The 14,252-nt window shown below is 60.1% G+C and carries 10 protein-coding genes and 2 tRNA genes; 3 read left to right on the top strand and 9 right to left on the bottom strand.

The features are described 5' to 3' along the window. Positions 1-10 precede the first annotated feature (10 nt). A complete protein-coding gene (locus TU84_RS26695; RefSeq protein WP_371929038.1) occupies positions 11-895 on the top strand; it encodes a methyl-accepting chemotaxis protein in 885 nt (294 codons plus the stop codon). A gap of 176 nt (positions 896-1,071) precedes the next feature. Here the strand turns inward: TU84_RS26695 and TU84_RS00790 are convergent, their stop codons facing one another. The 9 genes from TU84_RS00790 to TU84_RS00750 form a co-directional block, all read right to left on the bottom strand. Next, on the bottom strand, positions 1,072-1,329 hold the full coding sequence (locus tag TU84_RS00790; RefSeq protein WP_053225174.1) for a DUF3077 domain-containing protein: 258 nt from the start codon (positions 1,327-1,329) through the stop codon (positions 1,072-1,074). Positions 1,330-1,796: 467 nt separating this feature from the next. After that, complete coding sequence (locus tag TU84_RS00785) at positions 1,797-3,350, bottom strand: ABC transporter permease (RefSeq protein WP_048366592.1); 1,554 nt, start codon at positions 3,348-3,350, stop codon at positions 1,797-1,799. After that, the gene (locus tag TU84_RS00780) at positions 3,350-4,372 is read right to left on the bottom strand and encodes an iron ABC transporter substrate-binding protein (RefSeq protein WP_048366591.1); all 1,023 of its coding nucleotides are present in this window, start codon (positions 4,370-4,372) and stop codon (positions 3,350-3,352) included. The genes TU84_RS00785 and TU84_RS00780 overlap by 1 nt, the downstream gene beginning before the upstream one ends. Positions 4,373-4,493: 121 nt before the next feature. Next, a complete protein-coding gene (locus TU84_RS00775; RefSeq protein ID WP_048366590.1) occupies positions 4,494-5,600 on the bottom strand; it encodes a cytochrome-c peroxidase in 1,107 nt (368 codons plus the stop codon). Further along, a complete protein-coding gene (locus TU84_RS00770; protein ID WP_082148599.1) occupies positions 5,597-8,338 on the bottom strand; it encodes a TonB-dependent receptor in 2,742 nt (913 codons plus the stop codon). Before TU84_RS00770 ends, TU84_RS00775 begins: the two co-directional genes overlap by 4 nt. Before the next feature lie 113 nt (positions 8,339-8,451). Beyond that, positions 8,452-9,426 carry a FecR family protein gene (locus TU84_RS00765; RefSeq protein ID WP_048366589.1) on the bottom strand — a complete coding sequence of 325 codons (975 nt, stop codon included), beginning with the start codon at positions 9,424-9,426 and terminating at the stop codon, positions 8,452-8,454. Further along, positions 9,419-9,925, bottom strand: a complete 507-nt coding sequence (locus TU84_RS00760) for a sigma-70 family RNA polymerase sigma factor (protein ID WP_082148598.1) — start codon at positions 9,923-9,925, stop codon at positions 9,419-9,421. The genes TU84_RS00765 and TU84_RS00760 overlap by 8 nt, the downstream gene beginning before the upstream one ends. A gap of 194 nt (positions 9,926-10,119) precedes the next feature. Then, positions 10,120-10,206 (bottom strand) — tRNA-Leu (locus TU84_RS00755). A gap of 175 nt (positions 10,207-10,381) precedes the next feature. Next, positions 10,382-10,468, bottom strand: a tRNA-Leu gene (locus TU84_RS00750). A gap of 223 nt (positions 10,469-10,691) precedes the next feature. Here TU84_RS00750 and rnr point away from each other — a divergent pair. Next, positions 10,692-13,355: a ribonuclease R gene (gene rnr / locus TU84_RS00745; RefSeq protein ID WP_048366587.1), complete on the top strand. Its 2,664-nt coding sequence runs from the start codon at positions 10,692-10,694 to the stop codon at positions 13,353-13,355. Further along, entirely contained in the window at positions 13,352-14,119 is a 768-nt protein-coding gene (gene rlmB, locus TU84_RS00740; RefSeq protein ID WP_048366586.1) for a 23S rRNA (guanosine(2251)-2'-O)-methyltransferase RlmB, read from the top strand. The genes rnr and rlmB overlap by 4 nt, the downstream gene beginning before the upstream one ends. Positions 14,120-14,252 lie beyond the last annotated feature (133 nt).

The raw sequence follows: 14,252 nt of genomic DNA, 5'->3' as shown, positions 1-14,252 counted from the left end.
GATTGGCGACATGGCGGCAGCGGTTGACCGTTTTGTCGACAAGTTGCAGCCCATCGTGCGTGAAGCGGGGGATGTGGCCCAGCGCACCGGGGTCGAGATTGGCGTGATGACGATGCGCAATGCCGGGGCGGATGCGGCGGCGCAGTTGCAGCGCGATGAAGTGGCGCAAAGCCTTGAGGCGCTGTCGACCATGGCCGATGCGGCGCAGTCTGAAAGCCAGGCGATGCAGGCGGCGCTGCGCCAAGTGGTGGACATTCGTCAGGCGACTGACGAAAACACCCGCACCTCGGCGCAAGTGGGCGGCTTGATTGAAGCGCTGGCAGGGCAAGTGGGCGAGGGCGCCAAAGTGATTGAGCGGCTGGCGCAGCAAAGCGAGCAGATCGAAGTGGTGCTGACGGTGATTCATGGCATTGCCGAGCAGACCAACCTGCTGGCGTTGAACGCCGCCATTGAAGCGGCGCGGGCAGGCGAGACGGGGCGCGGCTTTGCGGTAGTGGCCGATGAAGTCCGTGCGTTGGCGAGCAAAACCCAAAGCTCTACCGGCGATATTCAGGCGCACATCGTGGCCTTGCAGCAGGGCGCGAAAGAAGCGGTCGCGGCGATTGCGCAGGCCGGGCGTCAGGCGGACGAAGGCCTGGCGGTGTTGCGCGGCAGTGTGAAATTGCAGAAGACCGTGCAGGCCTCGGTTGAGCAAGTGCACACAGCCATAGACGATGCGACCAAAGCCGCAGCGCATCAGGCCCAGGGCGCCCATGCAGTGCGTGGGCGGGTCGAAGTGATCCATGCCCAGGCCGAACGCGCGGCCGAGGCCGTCACGCAGACCACGGCCAGCGGCAAGGTGCTGGATAGCCTGGCAGGGCAGTTGAAGGCCAGTTTGGGGCAGTTCAGGGCTTAAAATCAAAAGCCCCTCTCCCTAGCCCTCTCCCGGAGGGAGAGGGGACTGATTGGGGGATATTGAAGGCTTTCAACACGCTGACGGTACTGCGTTGAATCCGAAACCACCTCGGTAAAGCTCCTTCTCCCTCCGGGAGAGGGTTGGCGGGTTAAGCACAAGCGCATTCATGGCGATCATTAATCAGTCAGCAGCGAGTCCACCAGCGCTCGGGCCATTTCCATGCTGTGGATAACATTCCACAGCTGTTCGGCTTCAAGGCCTGAAAGGTGGGCGCTGATGTCGTCGGCGTTTAACTCTGCGCCTTTAAGCAGCAGCGAAACGTGTTCAAGCGCGTCTCGTGCGGGAATACCGGGGTGGGTGGCGAACAGCAGCGTGCCGCGATGGGCGCTGGTGTGGAAGGCATCGAGGGGTGGGTCTGGGACGATTTTGTCCATAGCGGTAATTTCCAATTGAGTCTGGATGACCGCCACTGCCCGCTGTCAGACGGAGGGTGGCAGCTGCGTGCGGGCTGACAGATCGAGGGAAATACCAAAGCTCGATGCACCCGAAGGTGCTCCCGCACACAGCTGCCATGACACATGAACTGTGTACGCGCTGATTTTGGTTATTCCATTCGGTCTGTCAAAACCGGCCACTGAAATCAGTGACCCGTCGAGACTATCCGCGCAGTTCCAGCGCCACAAGGCGGTGAGGATTCTCTAGGAAAGGTCCTGCGAATGAAAGGGACGAAGCTGGTGCAGGCGTTGCGAATTGTGTGGGAAAAAGCCCCTCTCCCGGCGGGAGAGGGAGCTTTACCGAGGTGTTCTCGGGTTCAGTGCATGGCTTGCAGGCCGCCGCACATCTACAACATCCCCCAATCGGTTCCTTCTCCCTCCGGGAGAGGGCTAGGGTGAGGGCGGCTTCAGCGGCTCAAATACATCCGCGTGGTCAGCAAATACACCGGCAAGCCCGACACCACGATCAACAGCGCGGCATAAGGCGCCGCGGCCGCAAACTCGACATTTGAGGTGTGCGCCCACACTTGGGTGGCCAGGGTGTTAAGCCCGGTCGGGCTCAGCAGCAAGGTGGCGGTCAGTTCTTTCATGGCGTCGAGAAATACCAGTGCAAATGCCGCGCCCAGCGCCGGGAAGATAATCGGCAAGGTCACCCGGCAAAACGCCGAGAACGATGAGGCGCCCAAGGTGCGGGCGGCTTCTTCCAGTTGCGGGGCGGCCTTGTTCAGCGCGGTGCGGATCGGTGCTTGTGCCAAGGGCAAAAACAGCAGCGCATACGCCACCAGCAGCAACGCCGAGGTCTGATACAGCACCGGCACGTAATGCAGCGAGAAGTACACCAGCGCCAGGGCAATGACCAGGCCCGGCAGGGCGTGCAGCAGGTACGGCAGGCGTTCGGCCCAGATCGCCAGTTGGCCTTTGTAGCGCACCACCAGCAATCCCACCGGCACCGCCAGCACCAGACACAAGGCTGCACCGCCCAACGACAAGGCCAGCGACGAGAACAGCGCCTCGCCAATCGCCGCCATCGGGAAGGCTGCCGAGCTGCCCTTGATCAGCCAGTACGCCAGCATGCCCAGCGGGATGCCGCTGCCAATCACCGCCAGCAGCAGGCAATACACTTGCCCCACCAGCGACCACTTGCCCAACCGTACCTGCTCGGCGCGCCGTGCTGCGCCCTGGCCGATGCGAATGTGGCGGCCTTTGCCGCGCACTTTCAGCTCCAGCCACAACAGGCTCAGGCACATCACCAGCAGCACCGCCGACAGCATCGCCGCATTGGCGTTGCTGAATTCCAGTTCAAATTGCTGGTAGATCGCGGTGGTGAAGGTTTGCAGGCCGATGATCGACAGCGCGCCAAACTCCACCAGCATGTGCAAGGCAATCAGCAGCGAGCCGGCCAGGAGCGAAGGCCACAGCAATGGCAGGGTGATCTTGAAAAACACGCCCCAACGGTTCTGCCCCAGGGTACGCGCCGATTCTTCCAGGGCCGGGTCAAGGTTGCGCAGGGTGGCGGCGACTGGCAGAAAGATCAGCGGGTATTTGGACAGGCTCATCACCAGAATGGCCCCACCCAGGCCTTCAAAGCTGGCGCTGAGGGATACCCAGGTGAAGCTGCTGACGAACGCCGGGACGGCAAACGGCAAGCACAGGATCACGCCCCACAGGCGCCGCCCCGGCAAGTTGCTGCGTTCCAGCAACCAGGCCAGCGACAGGCCGACCACGGCGCATGTCACGGTCACACCCACCATCAGCAGCAGCGTGTTGCGCATCAGGCCGAATACATACGGCCGCCACAACAGGCTCAACGCCTGCGTCCAGCCGGCTTGCCAGGCTTTGGTGGCGACATACAGCAGCGGCAACAGGCTGAGCCCGACCAGCAGCAGGACGGGTAGCAGCAGCCAGATCGACGGCCTTTTGCGCTTCAGGGTGTGGCGCACAGGGTGGGCAGTGGCGAGCATCAGAGCAGGCCGGTTTCGCGTTCGAGGTCCAGCGCTTCTTCGGCGTTGCCCAGGTCAGCCGGGGTGATTTTCGGCGCTTGCAGCTCTTCGAATGGCTTAAGACCACGGTCCGACACCATGCCTTTGCGCATCGGGTATTCGGCGGTGGTGTTGGTGATCACCCGCTGGCCCTCTTCGCTGGCCATGTAGGCGAGCAATTGCTGGGCTTCTTTGGGGTGCTTGCTGGCTTTGATCACGCCTGCGCTGGACACGGTGATCAAGCCGCCCGCATCACCGTCGGTGAAGTAGTGCAGTTTGGAGTCCAGTTTGCCTTTCTCTTTTTCCAGGGCGAACCAGTAGTAGTTGTTCACCAGCACGGTGGCGACTTCGCCGTTTTCCACCGCTTTAAGTGCAACCATGTTGTTGGTGTAGGTTTTGCCGAAGGCGCGCAGCCCGGTCAGCCATTCTTCTGCGGCGTCGCGGCCGTGCAGTTTAATGATGGCCACAGCCTGTTCCTGAAAGGCGCCGCTAGTGGGGACGAAGCCGACTTTGCCTTGCCATTCAGGGTTGGCGAAATCGAGTACCGATTTGGGCAGGTCTTCTTCCTTGATCAACTTGGGGTTGAACGCCACGACGCGGGTGCGGGCGGTCACGCCGATCCAGGTGCCATTGGCGGCCACGTATTCTTTGGGCAGCGCTTGCAGGGTGCTGTCGTCGGCCTTGGCCAGAAAGCCTTGCTCGCCCAGGTTGTTCAGGGGCGGCGATTCTTCGGCGTAAAACACGTCAGCCGGGGAGCGGTCGCCTTCTTCCATGATCTGGCTGGCCAGCTGGTTGCTGCTGCCTTTGCGCACGTTGACGTGAATGCCGGTTTTGGCCTCAAAGGCGGCGGCCAGGTTATCGCCCACTTCTTTGTGCTGGCCGTTGTACAGCGTCAGGGTGACGGGGTCGGCTGCGTAGGCGGGAGAGGTCAGTGCAAGACCGAGGATGGAGAGCGTCAGGCCGCGCAGTAGAGATGTCGCAAGCCGGGTATTTCGGAGCATCATTCGCTGGGTTCCTCACTTTGGTACTACAAAACTTGTAACAATAATAAACGATATTGTTTCTCAAGTGCGCTTGACCCAGCGTCCAATTGCGCTTGTGCGACGAGTTGTGATGTTGCTGGCGCTAGAGCGTGTCGAGAAAACTGCGCAAGGCTCGCAGTTCGTCCTTGTCCAGGTTCAGTGCTTTCAGGCGTTCGCTGGTGCTCGGAAACAACGGGTCATTGGCCTGTTGCGCGGTGGGTCGCGGGCGCGGCATGCCCATGTTGTAGAAGGCCAGCGTGCCTTCCATGTTGACGAACAGGCCGTTGTGCATCCATGGCGCGGTCTTCATCACCAGTCGCAAGGACGGGGTGCGGAAGGCGCCCACATCCTGTGGCTGGCGTGTCACTTCATAGCGCCCCAGGTCTTCGTATTTGCGCCCGTAATAACTCAGCCCCACGTTATGGAACTGTTCGTCGCTGAGGGCCGGGCCAAAGTGGCAGTTCATGCAGCGCGCTTTGGTGCGAAACAGGTGCAGGCCGTAGAGCTGCTCATCGCTCATGCGTTGTGGGCGCCCGCGCAATAGTTGCTCGAAGGCGGTGTTGCGCGTGGCTTTGACCAATGTGCGCTGGAAGGTGGCCAGGGCTTGCCCGGTGAGTTCGGGGGTGATCGGGCCGGGGCCGAAGACCTGGGCAAATTGTTGCCGATAAGTCGCGTCGGCGTTGAGCCGTTCGAGCAACGACGGGATATCAAAGGCCATTTCCACGGGGTCGACGATGGGGTGCAGGGCTTGTTGCTCGAGGCTGCCGCCCCGGCCGTCCCAAAACAGGTGGGTGCTGTAACCGCTCATCACCAGGCTGGACGCATTGCGGCGGCCGCTCTGGCGGTCATGCCCAAACGACACCCGACGACCATCGGCAAAAGCCATGTCGGCTTCATGGCAGGACGCGCAGGCAATTTGCCCGGAACGCGACAGTTTGGGGTCGTTAAACAGCTTTTTACCCAGTTCGGCCTTGGCCTCGCTGAAGGGGTTTTCGGGCGGTGCCGGGGCGTGGTCGGGCAGGGCGGCCATCTCTTGCCAGTGCACATCAGGGTCTACCTGCGGGGCAGGCCATTGGGCGACGGGCTGGCGATACAGTTGGGCGACGCAGGCCGTGTACTGGGCGGACTTCTCATCGCAAGCGCTAGCTGCGTGGGCGTCGAGGCAGCTTAACGCCAGTGCAGCGCTGAACCAGGCGGTCAGGCGGTTCAAAAGGTGTACCCCACTTCCAGCATGAATTGGCGCCCGACTTCAAAGGTGGGCAGGCCGCTTGTCTCGGTGGCACCGACGATTTTTTTGTCCAGCAGGTTGGTGACGTCGAGGTTGACGAACACGGCCTGGTCTTTGGCAGTGGGCATTTTCCAGGCCAGCCGGGTGTCCCAGGTCAGTGCGCCGGAATACGGTGTTTCGGCCCACACGTAAGCTTCGGAGCCTTCATGCACGACTTTTTTGCCCGTGGCGGCAATGCGGCGATAGCCATCGCGATAACGCAGGAAGTTGCTCCAAGTGAGGTTCAAGGGGTCGATTTCGGTGATGGTCGTCAGGCGTGCTGTCCATGGCCGGTTGTAGTTGGTCGCGGGCATGTCGGAATACTTCATGAACTTACCGTCGTACTGGATCGTCGGGTCTTCAACGTAAATGGCGCCGATGCTGGCGTTGTAGTTCGACAGGCCGGTGTTGTTGATCTTGCTCCAGTCCATGGCGAACTGGCCCGAGGTGCGGGTGCTGCCCAGGGTAAAGGCTTGCAGCGGGGTGATGGTGAGGGTGTAGATGTCGGCGTCGCTTTTGCCGCCGTTGTAGTAGGTGTAGTAGTTGGCCGCCAGGGCGCCGGTGTCTTCGGAGGGCTGGCCGATTTGCGCGCCCCAGGCGCGGCTGACTTGCTCGCGGCCCATGCGCTTGACGTATTTGACGGCGAACTCGGTGTCCCACTGCACGTGGCTCAGGCCCAGTGTCAGCTCATCGTCATAGGGCACTTTCAACTGGTTGAACTTGCTGTCGTTGGCGTTTTGCTTGCCCATCACCCAGTCAGAGGTCTGGCTGGCCCGGCTGTATTCAGTGCCCATGGCGGCGATGCCGTCGCGCAGACGGTAGGCGTACAGGTTGCGCCCGTAGTAACGGTTTGCGCCGCCGGTGATGCGGGTTTTGTTGTCACCGAATACGTCCAGTTCAATGGCCAGGCGCGGGGCTACCGTGGTCTGGTTCATGTAGTTGTCGCCGTCGATGCGCACCCCGGGCCGCACGGTGAGGCGTTTGTAGCGCATTTCATCTTGCAGGTATAACGCCCATGAGCGGGTGTCGAAGGCGACTTTGCCCTGGGTCAGGGTCATCTTGTTGGCGTATTGCCCGGCCCAGCCATTGGCGGTCTGGCCGATGGAGCAATACGGGTCGTTGCCCATGCAGGTGTCGGTGCTGGCGACGCTGTAGCTGCTGTAAGGTTTATTGCGTTCATAGCTGGCCGAGCTTTGCGACAGTTCCAGGCCGGTTTGCAGCGCGTGGTCGATGCCCAGCCACTGGACGCTGTTCCAGTCGGCCTTGAGTTTATAGGCCAGGGTCTTTTGGGTTTCTTCGATGTCGCCAAAGCCGCCCTCGGTGGCGAAAGCCGAGGTGCTCCAGTCTTTGCTCGTGGAGGTGCGCCACAGCACCATGTAGTCGCTGTCGGAATAGCGCGAGGTGTTCAGCTCACTCCAACTGAGGTTTTGTTCGACTCGGGCCAGTGGTGCATTCCACACCAGCCGTGCGCTGAGGCTGTCGCCGCCGGCCTCCATCTCGCGGGCAGAGAGCACTGAATTGGGACCAAAGGTTTTCGCGGTTTCCGGGGCATGGGTCAGGCTGACGTCGAGCTTCCAGTCGTCGTTGATCTGCCAGGCGGCCTTGAGGAAGTAATTGTCGATGCGTCGAGTCTGGGTCTCGGCGGCGTTGGCGGTTTCGGTCTGGTTGGAAATGGCAAAGACCCGGGTCGGAATGGTCGAGTCTTTACGCGAGAAACTGCCCAGCAAGCCGAAGTTGTCCGTGAGGTGCCCTTCGAGGGTGGCGCGGGTAATGACTTTTTTAAACTCGGGCTGGCTGCTGTTACCAAAGCCCGCCTTGAAGCTTTCAAGGTCGGGGTCGTCTTCATTGAGGTGGTAGCGGGTCCACTCGGAGCGCGACATCTGCACCGACAGTTTGCCGTGAAAGTCTTTCTTGGGGTCGCGGGTATTGGCTTCGACCACGCCGCCGTTAAAGCCGCCAAATTCCACTGGCACGTTGCTGTCATAGACCTTGATGTTTTCCAGCAGGTCGGTGTCCAGGGCCATGCCCTGGCTGCGCCCTGGCAACTCGTCGAAGTCGTCGTTGCTGTTACCGGGGTCGAGGTCGTTGTTCATGTTCATGCCGTCAACCACAAACAGGTTTTGCCATGGGCGCGCGCCGTTGATGCTGATATCGGCCGGGGCAATTTCGCCGGGCGTCTTGCTGCTGAGCTGATTGTTGTCGAACTGTACGTTGGGGTTGGTGCGTAGCAGGCTGGTTATGTCGCCATTGCCTGAAGGCAAGTTCTCGATCATTTGCCGATCTATCACTTGTTCACCCTGGAAAACGGCGTCCATGGCGGTAATCGGTGTGCTTTTGATCAGCAAGACGTCGCTGTCGGTGGGTGGCAAGATCGATGCGCTGTCTGGTGAGGTGACTTCCCATTGCAGGCCGCTTGAGCGCAACAGGCTAGCCAGGGCGTGTTCCGGGTCCAGGTTGCCGTCTACCGGCGAGCTGCTTAAACCTGTGAGCAGGGCGCTTTCGGCGCTGATTTGCCAGCCCGATTGCTGCGAAAACGCAATCAGCGCGTTAGCCAGCGGCTGGGCGGCTATCTGGTAATGCTGACGGTCGGGTTCAGCCTGGGCGGCAAGGGGCAGCGCCGGTAAACCCAGAAGCAGGCCCAGAGACAGTGAGCGCACGTAACGCAAACGCAGAGAAAGCATGAGAGGACCTACGAAATGAAACGCCTTGGTCACTAATGCGAATCTTTATCAGTGACGTTCGTAGGTAAAGACTCTCGGCTGCAGGAGATTTCCAGAAATAGTTGAAAAAAGATTTACGGCGCGTCGGTAACGATCAAGGTATACGGCAGGCCGTCTTGCACGGCGCCGCCCAGCGGGGCGATGGCAGCCTGCAAGGCGCGTTTTGGATCGCGCAAGTTCAGGGCGGCGGTGATGCGCCGTTGGCCCAGTGCTTTGTCTGTCAGCAGGATCAGACCGGGCTGATAGCGACGCAGTTGTTTGATGACGTCTTCTACCGATTGATCGACCGCAACCAGTTGCCAGCGGCGCCAAGGCGCGATGGACTCATTAGGCCATTGTGCCCGCCGGGTCTGGTTGTCTATCGCGCTGTAGCTCAGATGATCGCCGTGATGAAGGCTGGCGGGCTCAGGCGCCGTCGGGGTTTTTACTGCGACGGTGCCGCTTTCAACGCTGACCTGTACCTCGCCGTTTTCCACGCTGACGGCAAAGGCGGTGCCGGTGACACGAACGCGCACCTGCCCGGCATTTACGAAAAACGCGCGATCTGGCTCGGACTTGACCGAGAAAAACGCCTGGCCCCGCAACAGCGTGACCTGGCGCTGCTCGGGGTCGAAGTGCACATCGGCCACGCTGTTGCTGTCGAGCAGCATGTGGCTGCCGTCGCTCAGGGGGATGTCACGATGTTCGGCGGTGGGACTACTGTAATCGGCCCGCAGGGCTTGCCAGTCGGGCAGCAGCATAAACACTGCGCAGGCCGCAGCGGCTGCGCCGATCCATGAGCAGTGGTGGCGGCTGAAGCGGCGCGGCGCAGGCGTGGCCGCTGCAACCTGTGGCGCAGCGGCGGCGGGCGGGTTCGGCAAGCTCAGGGCGGCGCCGCTCAGTTGCCAGACTTTCTGCGCTTTGCGCCACGCAGCGTCGTGTTCAGGGGCGCTGGCCCGCCAGTCATTCAGGCGGCGGTTGAGTTCGGGGTCGTCGGGGTTTTGCTGGATCAGCAGCAGCCAGTCCAGCGCGGTTTCCCAGACCAGATTTGGAGGGGGCGTGTCAGTCATCGCTCAGTTGTTCCGCGCAGTAGGTCAGGGCATCGCGGACCAATTGATGGGCCAGGCTCACAGAGATACCCAGCTGGGTACCAATTTGTTGGAACGTCAGGCCTTGCAGCCGATGCAGGACAAAGGCCTGTCGAGTACGTTCAGGCAGGCGGGACAGAGCATGTTGCAATTTACGCAGCTCGTCCAGATGCAGGGCTTCTTGTTCAGGGGAGGGCGCGTTGGAAACGTGCTCGTCGAGCAGTTCGTCGCGCAAGGTGTGGCGGTTCTCCAGGGTGACCCGGCGGTTCAGGTCAAAGGCCAGGTTGCGCACGATCCGGTACAGGTAGCCCACCGGCTGAGTGAGCGGGACCAAGCTGTCGGCCCCTTGGCTAAAGCGTAACCACGCATCCTGAACCACATCTTCGGCCTTGGCGCGGCAACCCACGATGGGGGCGGCATAGTCCACAAGCGCATGTCGATGCGTGAGGTAGAGCTGAAGTCTTTCGTTGTTGTCGGACACTCGAATCCAGGAAGTCGCACAGGCGATCTGAAGGTGGCCGGATATTAGTGCGAGTGAGATGGATTATCAAATACAACGTTGGTGGACTGGATAGAAGGTGTCAGACCAAGGGAGGGGGGGAATGCCGGAAACTAAAAAGCCCGCTTTCGCGGGCTTTTTGAGTGGTTTCACAACCGTAGGCTGTAAACCTGAATTGGTGCCCAGAAGAAGACTCGAACTTCCACGGCCTTGCGGCCACCAGCACCTGAAGCTGGCGTGTCTACCAATTTCACCATCTGGGCAGTATCAGCAACGTTGCCGCTGTTGATGTGGCGCACTATACGGAGAGCTATTTGATCTGTAAACCCCTGTTTTGGTTTATAAATCAAAAATCTTTGTGAAACCCCCAAATGCAAAAAACCCGCTTTCGCGGGTTTTGTGTGAGATGCAAGATTGTACTAATCTCACTCTCTAAATTGGTGCCCAGAAGAAGACTCGAACTTCCACGGCCTTGCGGCCACCAGCACCTGAAGCTGGCGTGTCTACCAATTTCACCATCTGGGCAGTATCTGCAACGTCGCCGTTGTCGATGGCGCGCACTATACGGATGCCCCTTTGACCTGTAAAGCGTTGTGATTAAAAATATTCGAAATATTTCGCGGGCGATGTGTTTGAGCCCGCCAGGCGCGTCAGAACCGGCTAATAAGGCACTGCTAGAGTCCGAAATTTCCCGTTTCAATACGCGTATGCCAAACTAACCGCATATAGACAAGGTGAAAACTATCTAATGGCCGATTGGCAGACCCTCGATCCCGAGGCCGCACGTGAAGCGGAAAAATACGAAAACCCTATCCCAAGTCGCGAACTGATCCTTCAGCATCTGGCTGAACGCGGTTCGCCTGCTGCTCGTGAGCAGTTGGTCGCAGAGTTTGGACTCACGACCGAAGACCAAATTGAAGCCCTGCGTCGTCGCCTGCGTGCGATGGAGCGCGATGCTCAACTGATTTACACCCGCCGTGGCACGTACGCGCCGGTAGACAAGCTCGACCTGATCCTGGGTCGCATCAGCGGTCACCGTGATGGCTTCGGCTTTTTGGTGCCGGACGATGGCAGCGACGACCTGTTCCTGAGCCCGGCGCAAATGCGTCTGGTGTTCGATGGCGACCGTGCGCTGGCCCGTGTTTCGGGTCTGGACCGCCGTGGTCGTCGTGAAGGCGTGATCGTTGAAGTGGTCTCGCGTGCTCACGAAACCATCGTGGGTCGTTACTTCGAAGAAGGCGGCATCGGCTTTGTAGTGGCCGATAACCCGAAAATCCAGCAGGAAGTGCTGGTGACTCCGGGCCGCAATGCGGGCGCGAAGATCGGGCAGTTCGTTGAAGTGAAGATCACTCACTGGCCGACCCCGCGCTTCCAGCCGCAGGGTGATGTGCTTGAAGTGGTGGGCAACTACATGGCGCCCGGCATGGAAATCGACATCGCGCTGCGCACCTACGACATTCCTCACGTCTGGCCAGAGGCTGTGCTTAAAGAAGCCGCCAAGCTCAAGCCAGAAGTTGAAGAGAAAGACAAAGAGAAGCGCATCGATCTGCGTCATCTGCCGTTCGTCACCATTGACGGCGAAGATGCCCGCGACTTCGATGACGCCGTGTATTGCGAAGCCAAGTCCGGCAAGCTGCGCTTGTTCGGTGGCGGCTGGAAGCTCTACGTGGCCATTGCCGACGTATCCAGCTACGTGAAAATTGGTTCGGCGCTGGACGCTGAAGCTCAAGTGCGTGGCAACTCGGTGTACTTTCCGGAGCGCGTGATTCCCATGCTGCCCGAGGAGTTGTCCAACGGCCTGTGCTCCCTGAACCCGAAAGTCGACCGTTTGGCCATGGTGTGCGAGATGACCATCTCCAAAACCGGCGAAATGAGCGACTATCAGTTCTACGAGGCGGTGATTCACTCGCAGGCGCGTCTGACCTACAACAAGGTCAGCACCATCCTTGAGCACCCGAAAACCAACGACGCCAAGCAACTGCGCAGCGAATTCGCTGATGTGGTGCCGCACCTCAAGCAACTGTACGCACTGTACAAAGTGCTCCTGGGCGCTCGTCATACCCGTGGCGCGATTGACTTTGAAACCCAGGAAACCCGGATCATCTTCGGTTCCGAGCGCAAAATCGCTGAAATTCGCCCAACCACGCGTAACGATGCGCACAAGCTGATCGAAGAATGCATGCTGGCGGCCAACGTGGCCACTGCTGAGTTCCTCAAGAAGCACGAAATTCCGGCCCTGTACCGTGTGCACGACGGTCCGCCGCCTGAGCGTCTGGAAAAACTCCGCGCGTTCCTCGGTGAGTTGGGTCTGAGCCTGCACAAAGGCAAGGATGGTCCTTCGCCGAAGGACTATCAGGCGTTGCTTGAGCACATCAAGGACCGCCCCGATTACCACCTGATCCAGACCGTGATGCTGCGCTCGTTGAGCCAGGCGGTGTACAGCGCTGATAACCAGGGCCACTTCGGCCTGAACTACGAGGCCTATACTCACTTCACTTCGCCGATTCGTCGTTACCCGGACTTGCTCACGCATCGGGCGATTCGCAGCGTTATCCACTCCAAGCAGGATACCCCGCACGTTCTGCGTGCTGGCGCGATGACCATCCCGAAAGCGCGCATTTACCCGTACGACGAAGCGATTCTGGAGCAGCTCGGCGAGCAATGCTCGATGAGCGAGCGCCGTGCCGATGAAGCCACGCGTGACGTGACCAACTGGCTCAAGTGCGAGTTCATGAAGGACCGCGTAGGCGAGACGTTCCCGGGTGTGGTGACGGCAGTTACCGGTTTTGGCCTGTTCGTTGAACTGACCGACATTTATGTTGAAGGTCTGGTCCACGTGACCGCCTTGCCGGGCGACTACTACCACTTTGACCCTGTGCATCACCGCCTGGCGGGCGAGCGCACCGGTCGCAGCTTCCGCTTGGGTGACACGGTTGAAGTGCGCGTCATGCGGGTTGATCTGGACGAGCGCAAAATCGACTTCGAAATGGCTGAGAAAACCCTCAGCGCGCCGATCGGTCGTAAAAACCGCACCGACGAAAAGCCTGTGCGCAAAAACGCGGGTAAGTCCGGGACCAAGCCGACTGAGCCGCCACCGGTTGAAGCGGCTAAACCCGCTCGCCGCAGCGCGCCAGCCAAAACCGTGAAAGCGTCTGACGGCGCTTATCGCTCCAGCGACGCGGCGGCCAATAACGCCGAAGTGCGTAAAAGCCGCGAAGTGAAAAAGGCGCTGTTGGCCGATGCGAAAAGCGGCGGTCGAGCGTCGGAGTCGGGAAAGTCGGGGAGGGCAGCACCCGCTAAAGACGCGGGCAAGCCTTCCAAACCCAGCAAACATCGTAAAGGCCCGCCAAAATCGGGCGCTGCGCCTGCCAGCAAAAGCGGCGGGTCGCGCAAACCTAAGGCCAAGTCATGAGTCAGTTGGAAAAAATCTACGGCATTCACGCCGTAGAAGCGTTGCTTCGTCACCACCCAAAACGCGTCAAGCACATCTGGTTGGCTGAAAGCCGCAACGATCCTCGCGTCCAGACCCTGGTCGCGCTGGCTGCTGAAAACCGGATCGACGTCGGTCAGGCCGAGCGCCGTGAAATGGACGCCTGGGTTGAAGGCGTGCACCAGGGCGTTGTGGCGGATGTGAGCCCGAGCCAGGTGTGGGGCGAGGCCATGCTCAACGAATTGCTGGATCGCACCGAAGGTGCTCCGTTGATTCTGGTGCTGGATGGCGTGACAGACCCGCACAACCTGGGTGCTTGCCTGCGTACGGCTGATGCGGCCGGTGCGCTGGCGGTTATCGTGCCTAAAGACAAGTCGGCAACGCTGACCCCAACGGTACGAAAAGTAGCCTGCGGTGCGGCGGAAGTGATTCCACTGGTAGCTGTGACCAACCTGGCCGCGACGCTTAAAAAGCTGCAACAACGTGGCTTGTGGATCGTCGGTACGGCGGGCGAAGCCGAGCAGGAGCTGTACGAGCAAGACCTGACCGGCCCGACCATCATGATCATGGGTGCTGAAGGCAAAGGCATGCGCCGCCTGACCCGCGAGCATTGCGACTACCTGGTGCGCCTGCCGATGGCGGGCAGCGTCAGCAGCCTGAACGTCTCGGTAGCGACCGGCGTTTGCCTGTTTGAAGCCCTGCGTCAGCGCAGCGTCAAAGCCAAGGCCCCTGCCAAAAAGAAATAAGCCACACCCGCCCTCAACTGTAGGAGCGAGCTTGCTCGCGATCTTTTGATTTTAAAAAGATCGCAGCCTTCGTTCCTCGGCAGCTCCTACAGTTGTGGGGCGTTTGAATTGTTCAAATAATCACCAATCACCT

The sequence above is a fragment of the Pseudomonas helleri genome, assembly GCF_001043025.1.
Taxonomy (GTDB): Bacteria; Pseudomonadota; Gammaproteobacteria; order Pseudomonadales; family Pseudomonadaceae; genus Aquipseudomonas; species Aquipseudomonas helleri.
The sequence above is the reverse complement of the archived record's forward strand: the minus strand, read 5'-3'. Positions and strand labels throughout refer to the sequence as shown.

Bases quoted from the DNA above. Each gene is read 5' to 3' on its own strand.
- TU84_RS00765 (WP_048366589.1), bottom strand. From the start codon at position 9,426: ATGACTGACACGCCCCCTCCAAATCTGGTCTGGGAAACCGCGCTGGAC.
- rnr (WP_048366587.1), top strand. From the start codon at position 10,692: ATGGCCGATTGGCAGACCCTCGATCCCGAGGCCGCACGTGAAGCGGAA.
- TU84_RS00780 (WP_048366591.1), bottom strand. From the start codon at position 4,372: ATGATGCTCCGAAATACCCGGCTTGCGACATCTCTACTGCGCGGCCTG.
- TU84_RS00785 (WP_048366592.1), bottom strand. From the start codon at position 3,350: ATGCTCGCCACTGCCCACCCTGTGCGCCACACCCTGAAGCGCAAAAGG.
- TU84_RS00790 (WP_053225174.1), bottom strand. From the start codon at position 1,329: ATGGACAAAATCGTCCCAGACCCACCCCTCGATGCCTTCCACACCAGC.
- rlmB (WP_048366586.1), top strand. From the start codon at position 13,352: ATGAGTCAGTTGGAAAAAATCTACGGCATTCACGCCGTAGAAGCGTTG.
- TU84_RS26695 (WP_371929038.1), top strand. From the start codon at position 11: ATGGCGGCAGCGGTTGACCGTTTTGTCGACAAGTTGCAGCCCATCGTG.
- TU84_RS00770 (WP_082148599.1), bottom strand. From the start codon at position 8,338: ATGCTTTCTCTGCGTTTGCGTTACGTGCGCTCACTGTCTCTGGGCCTG.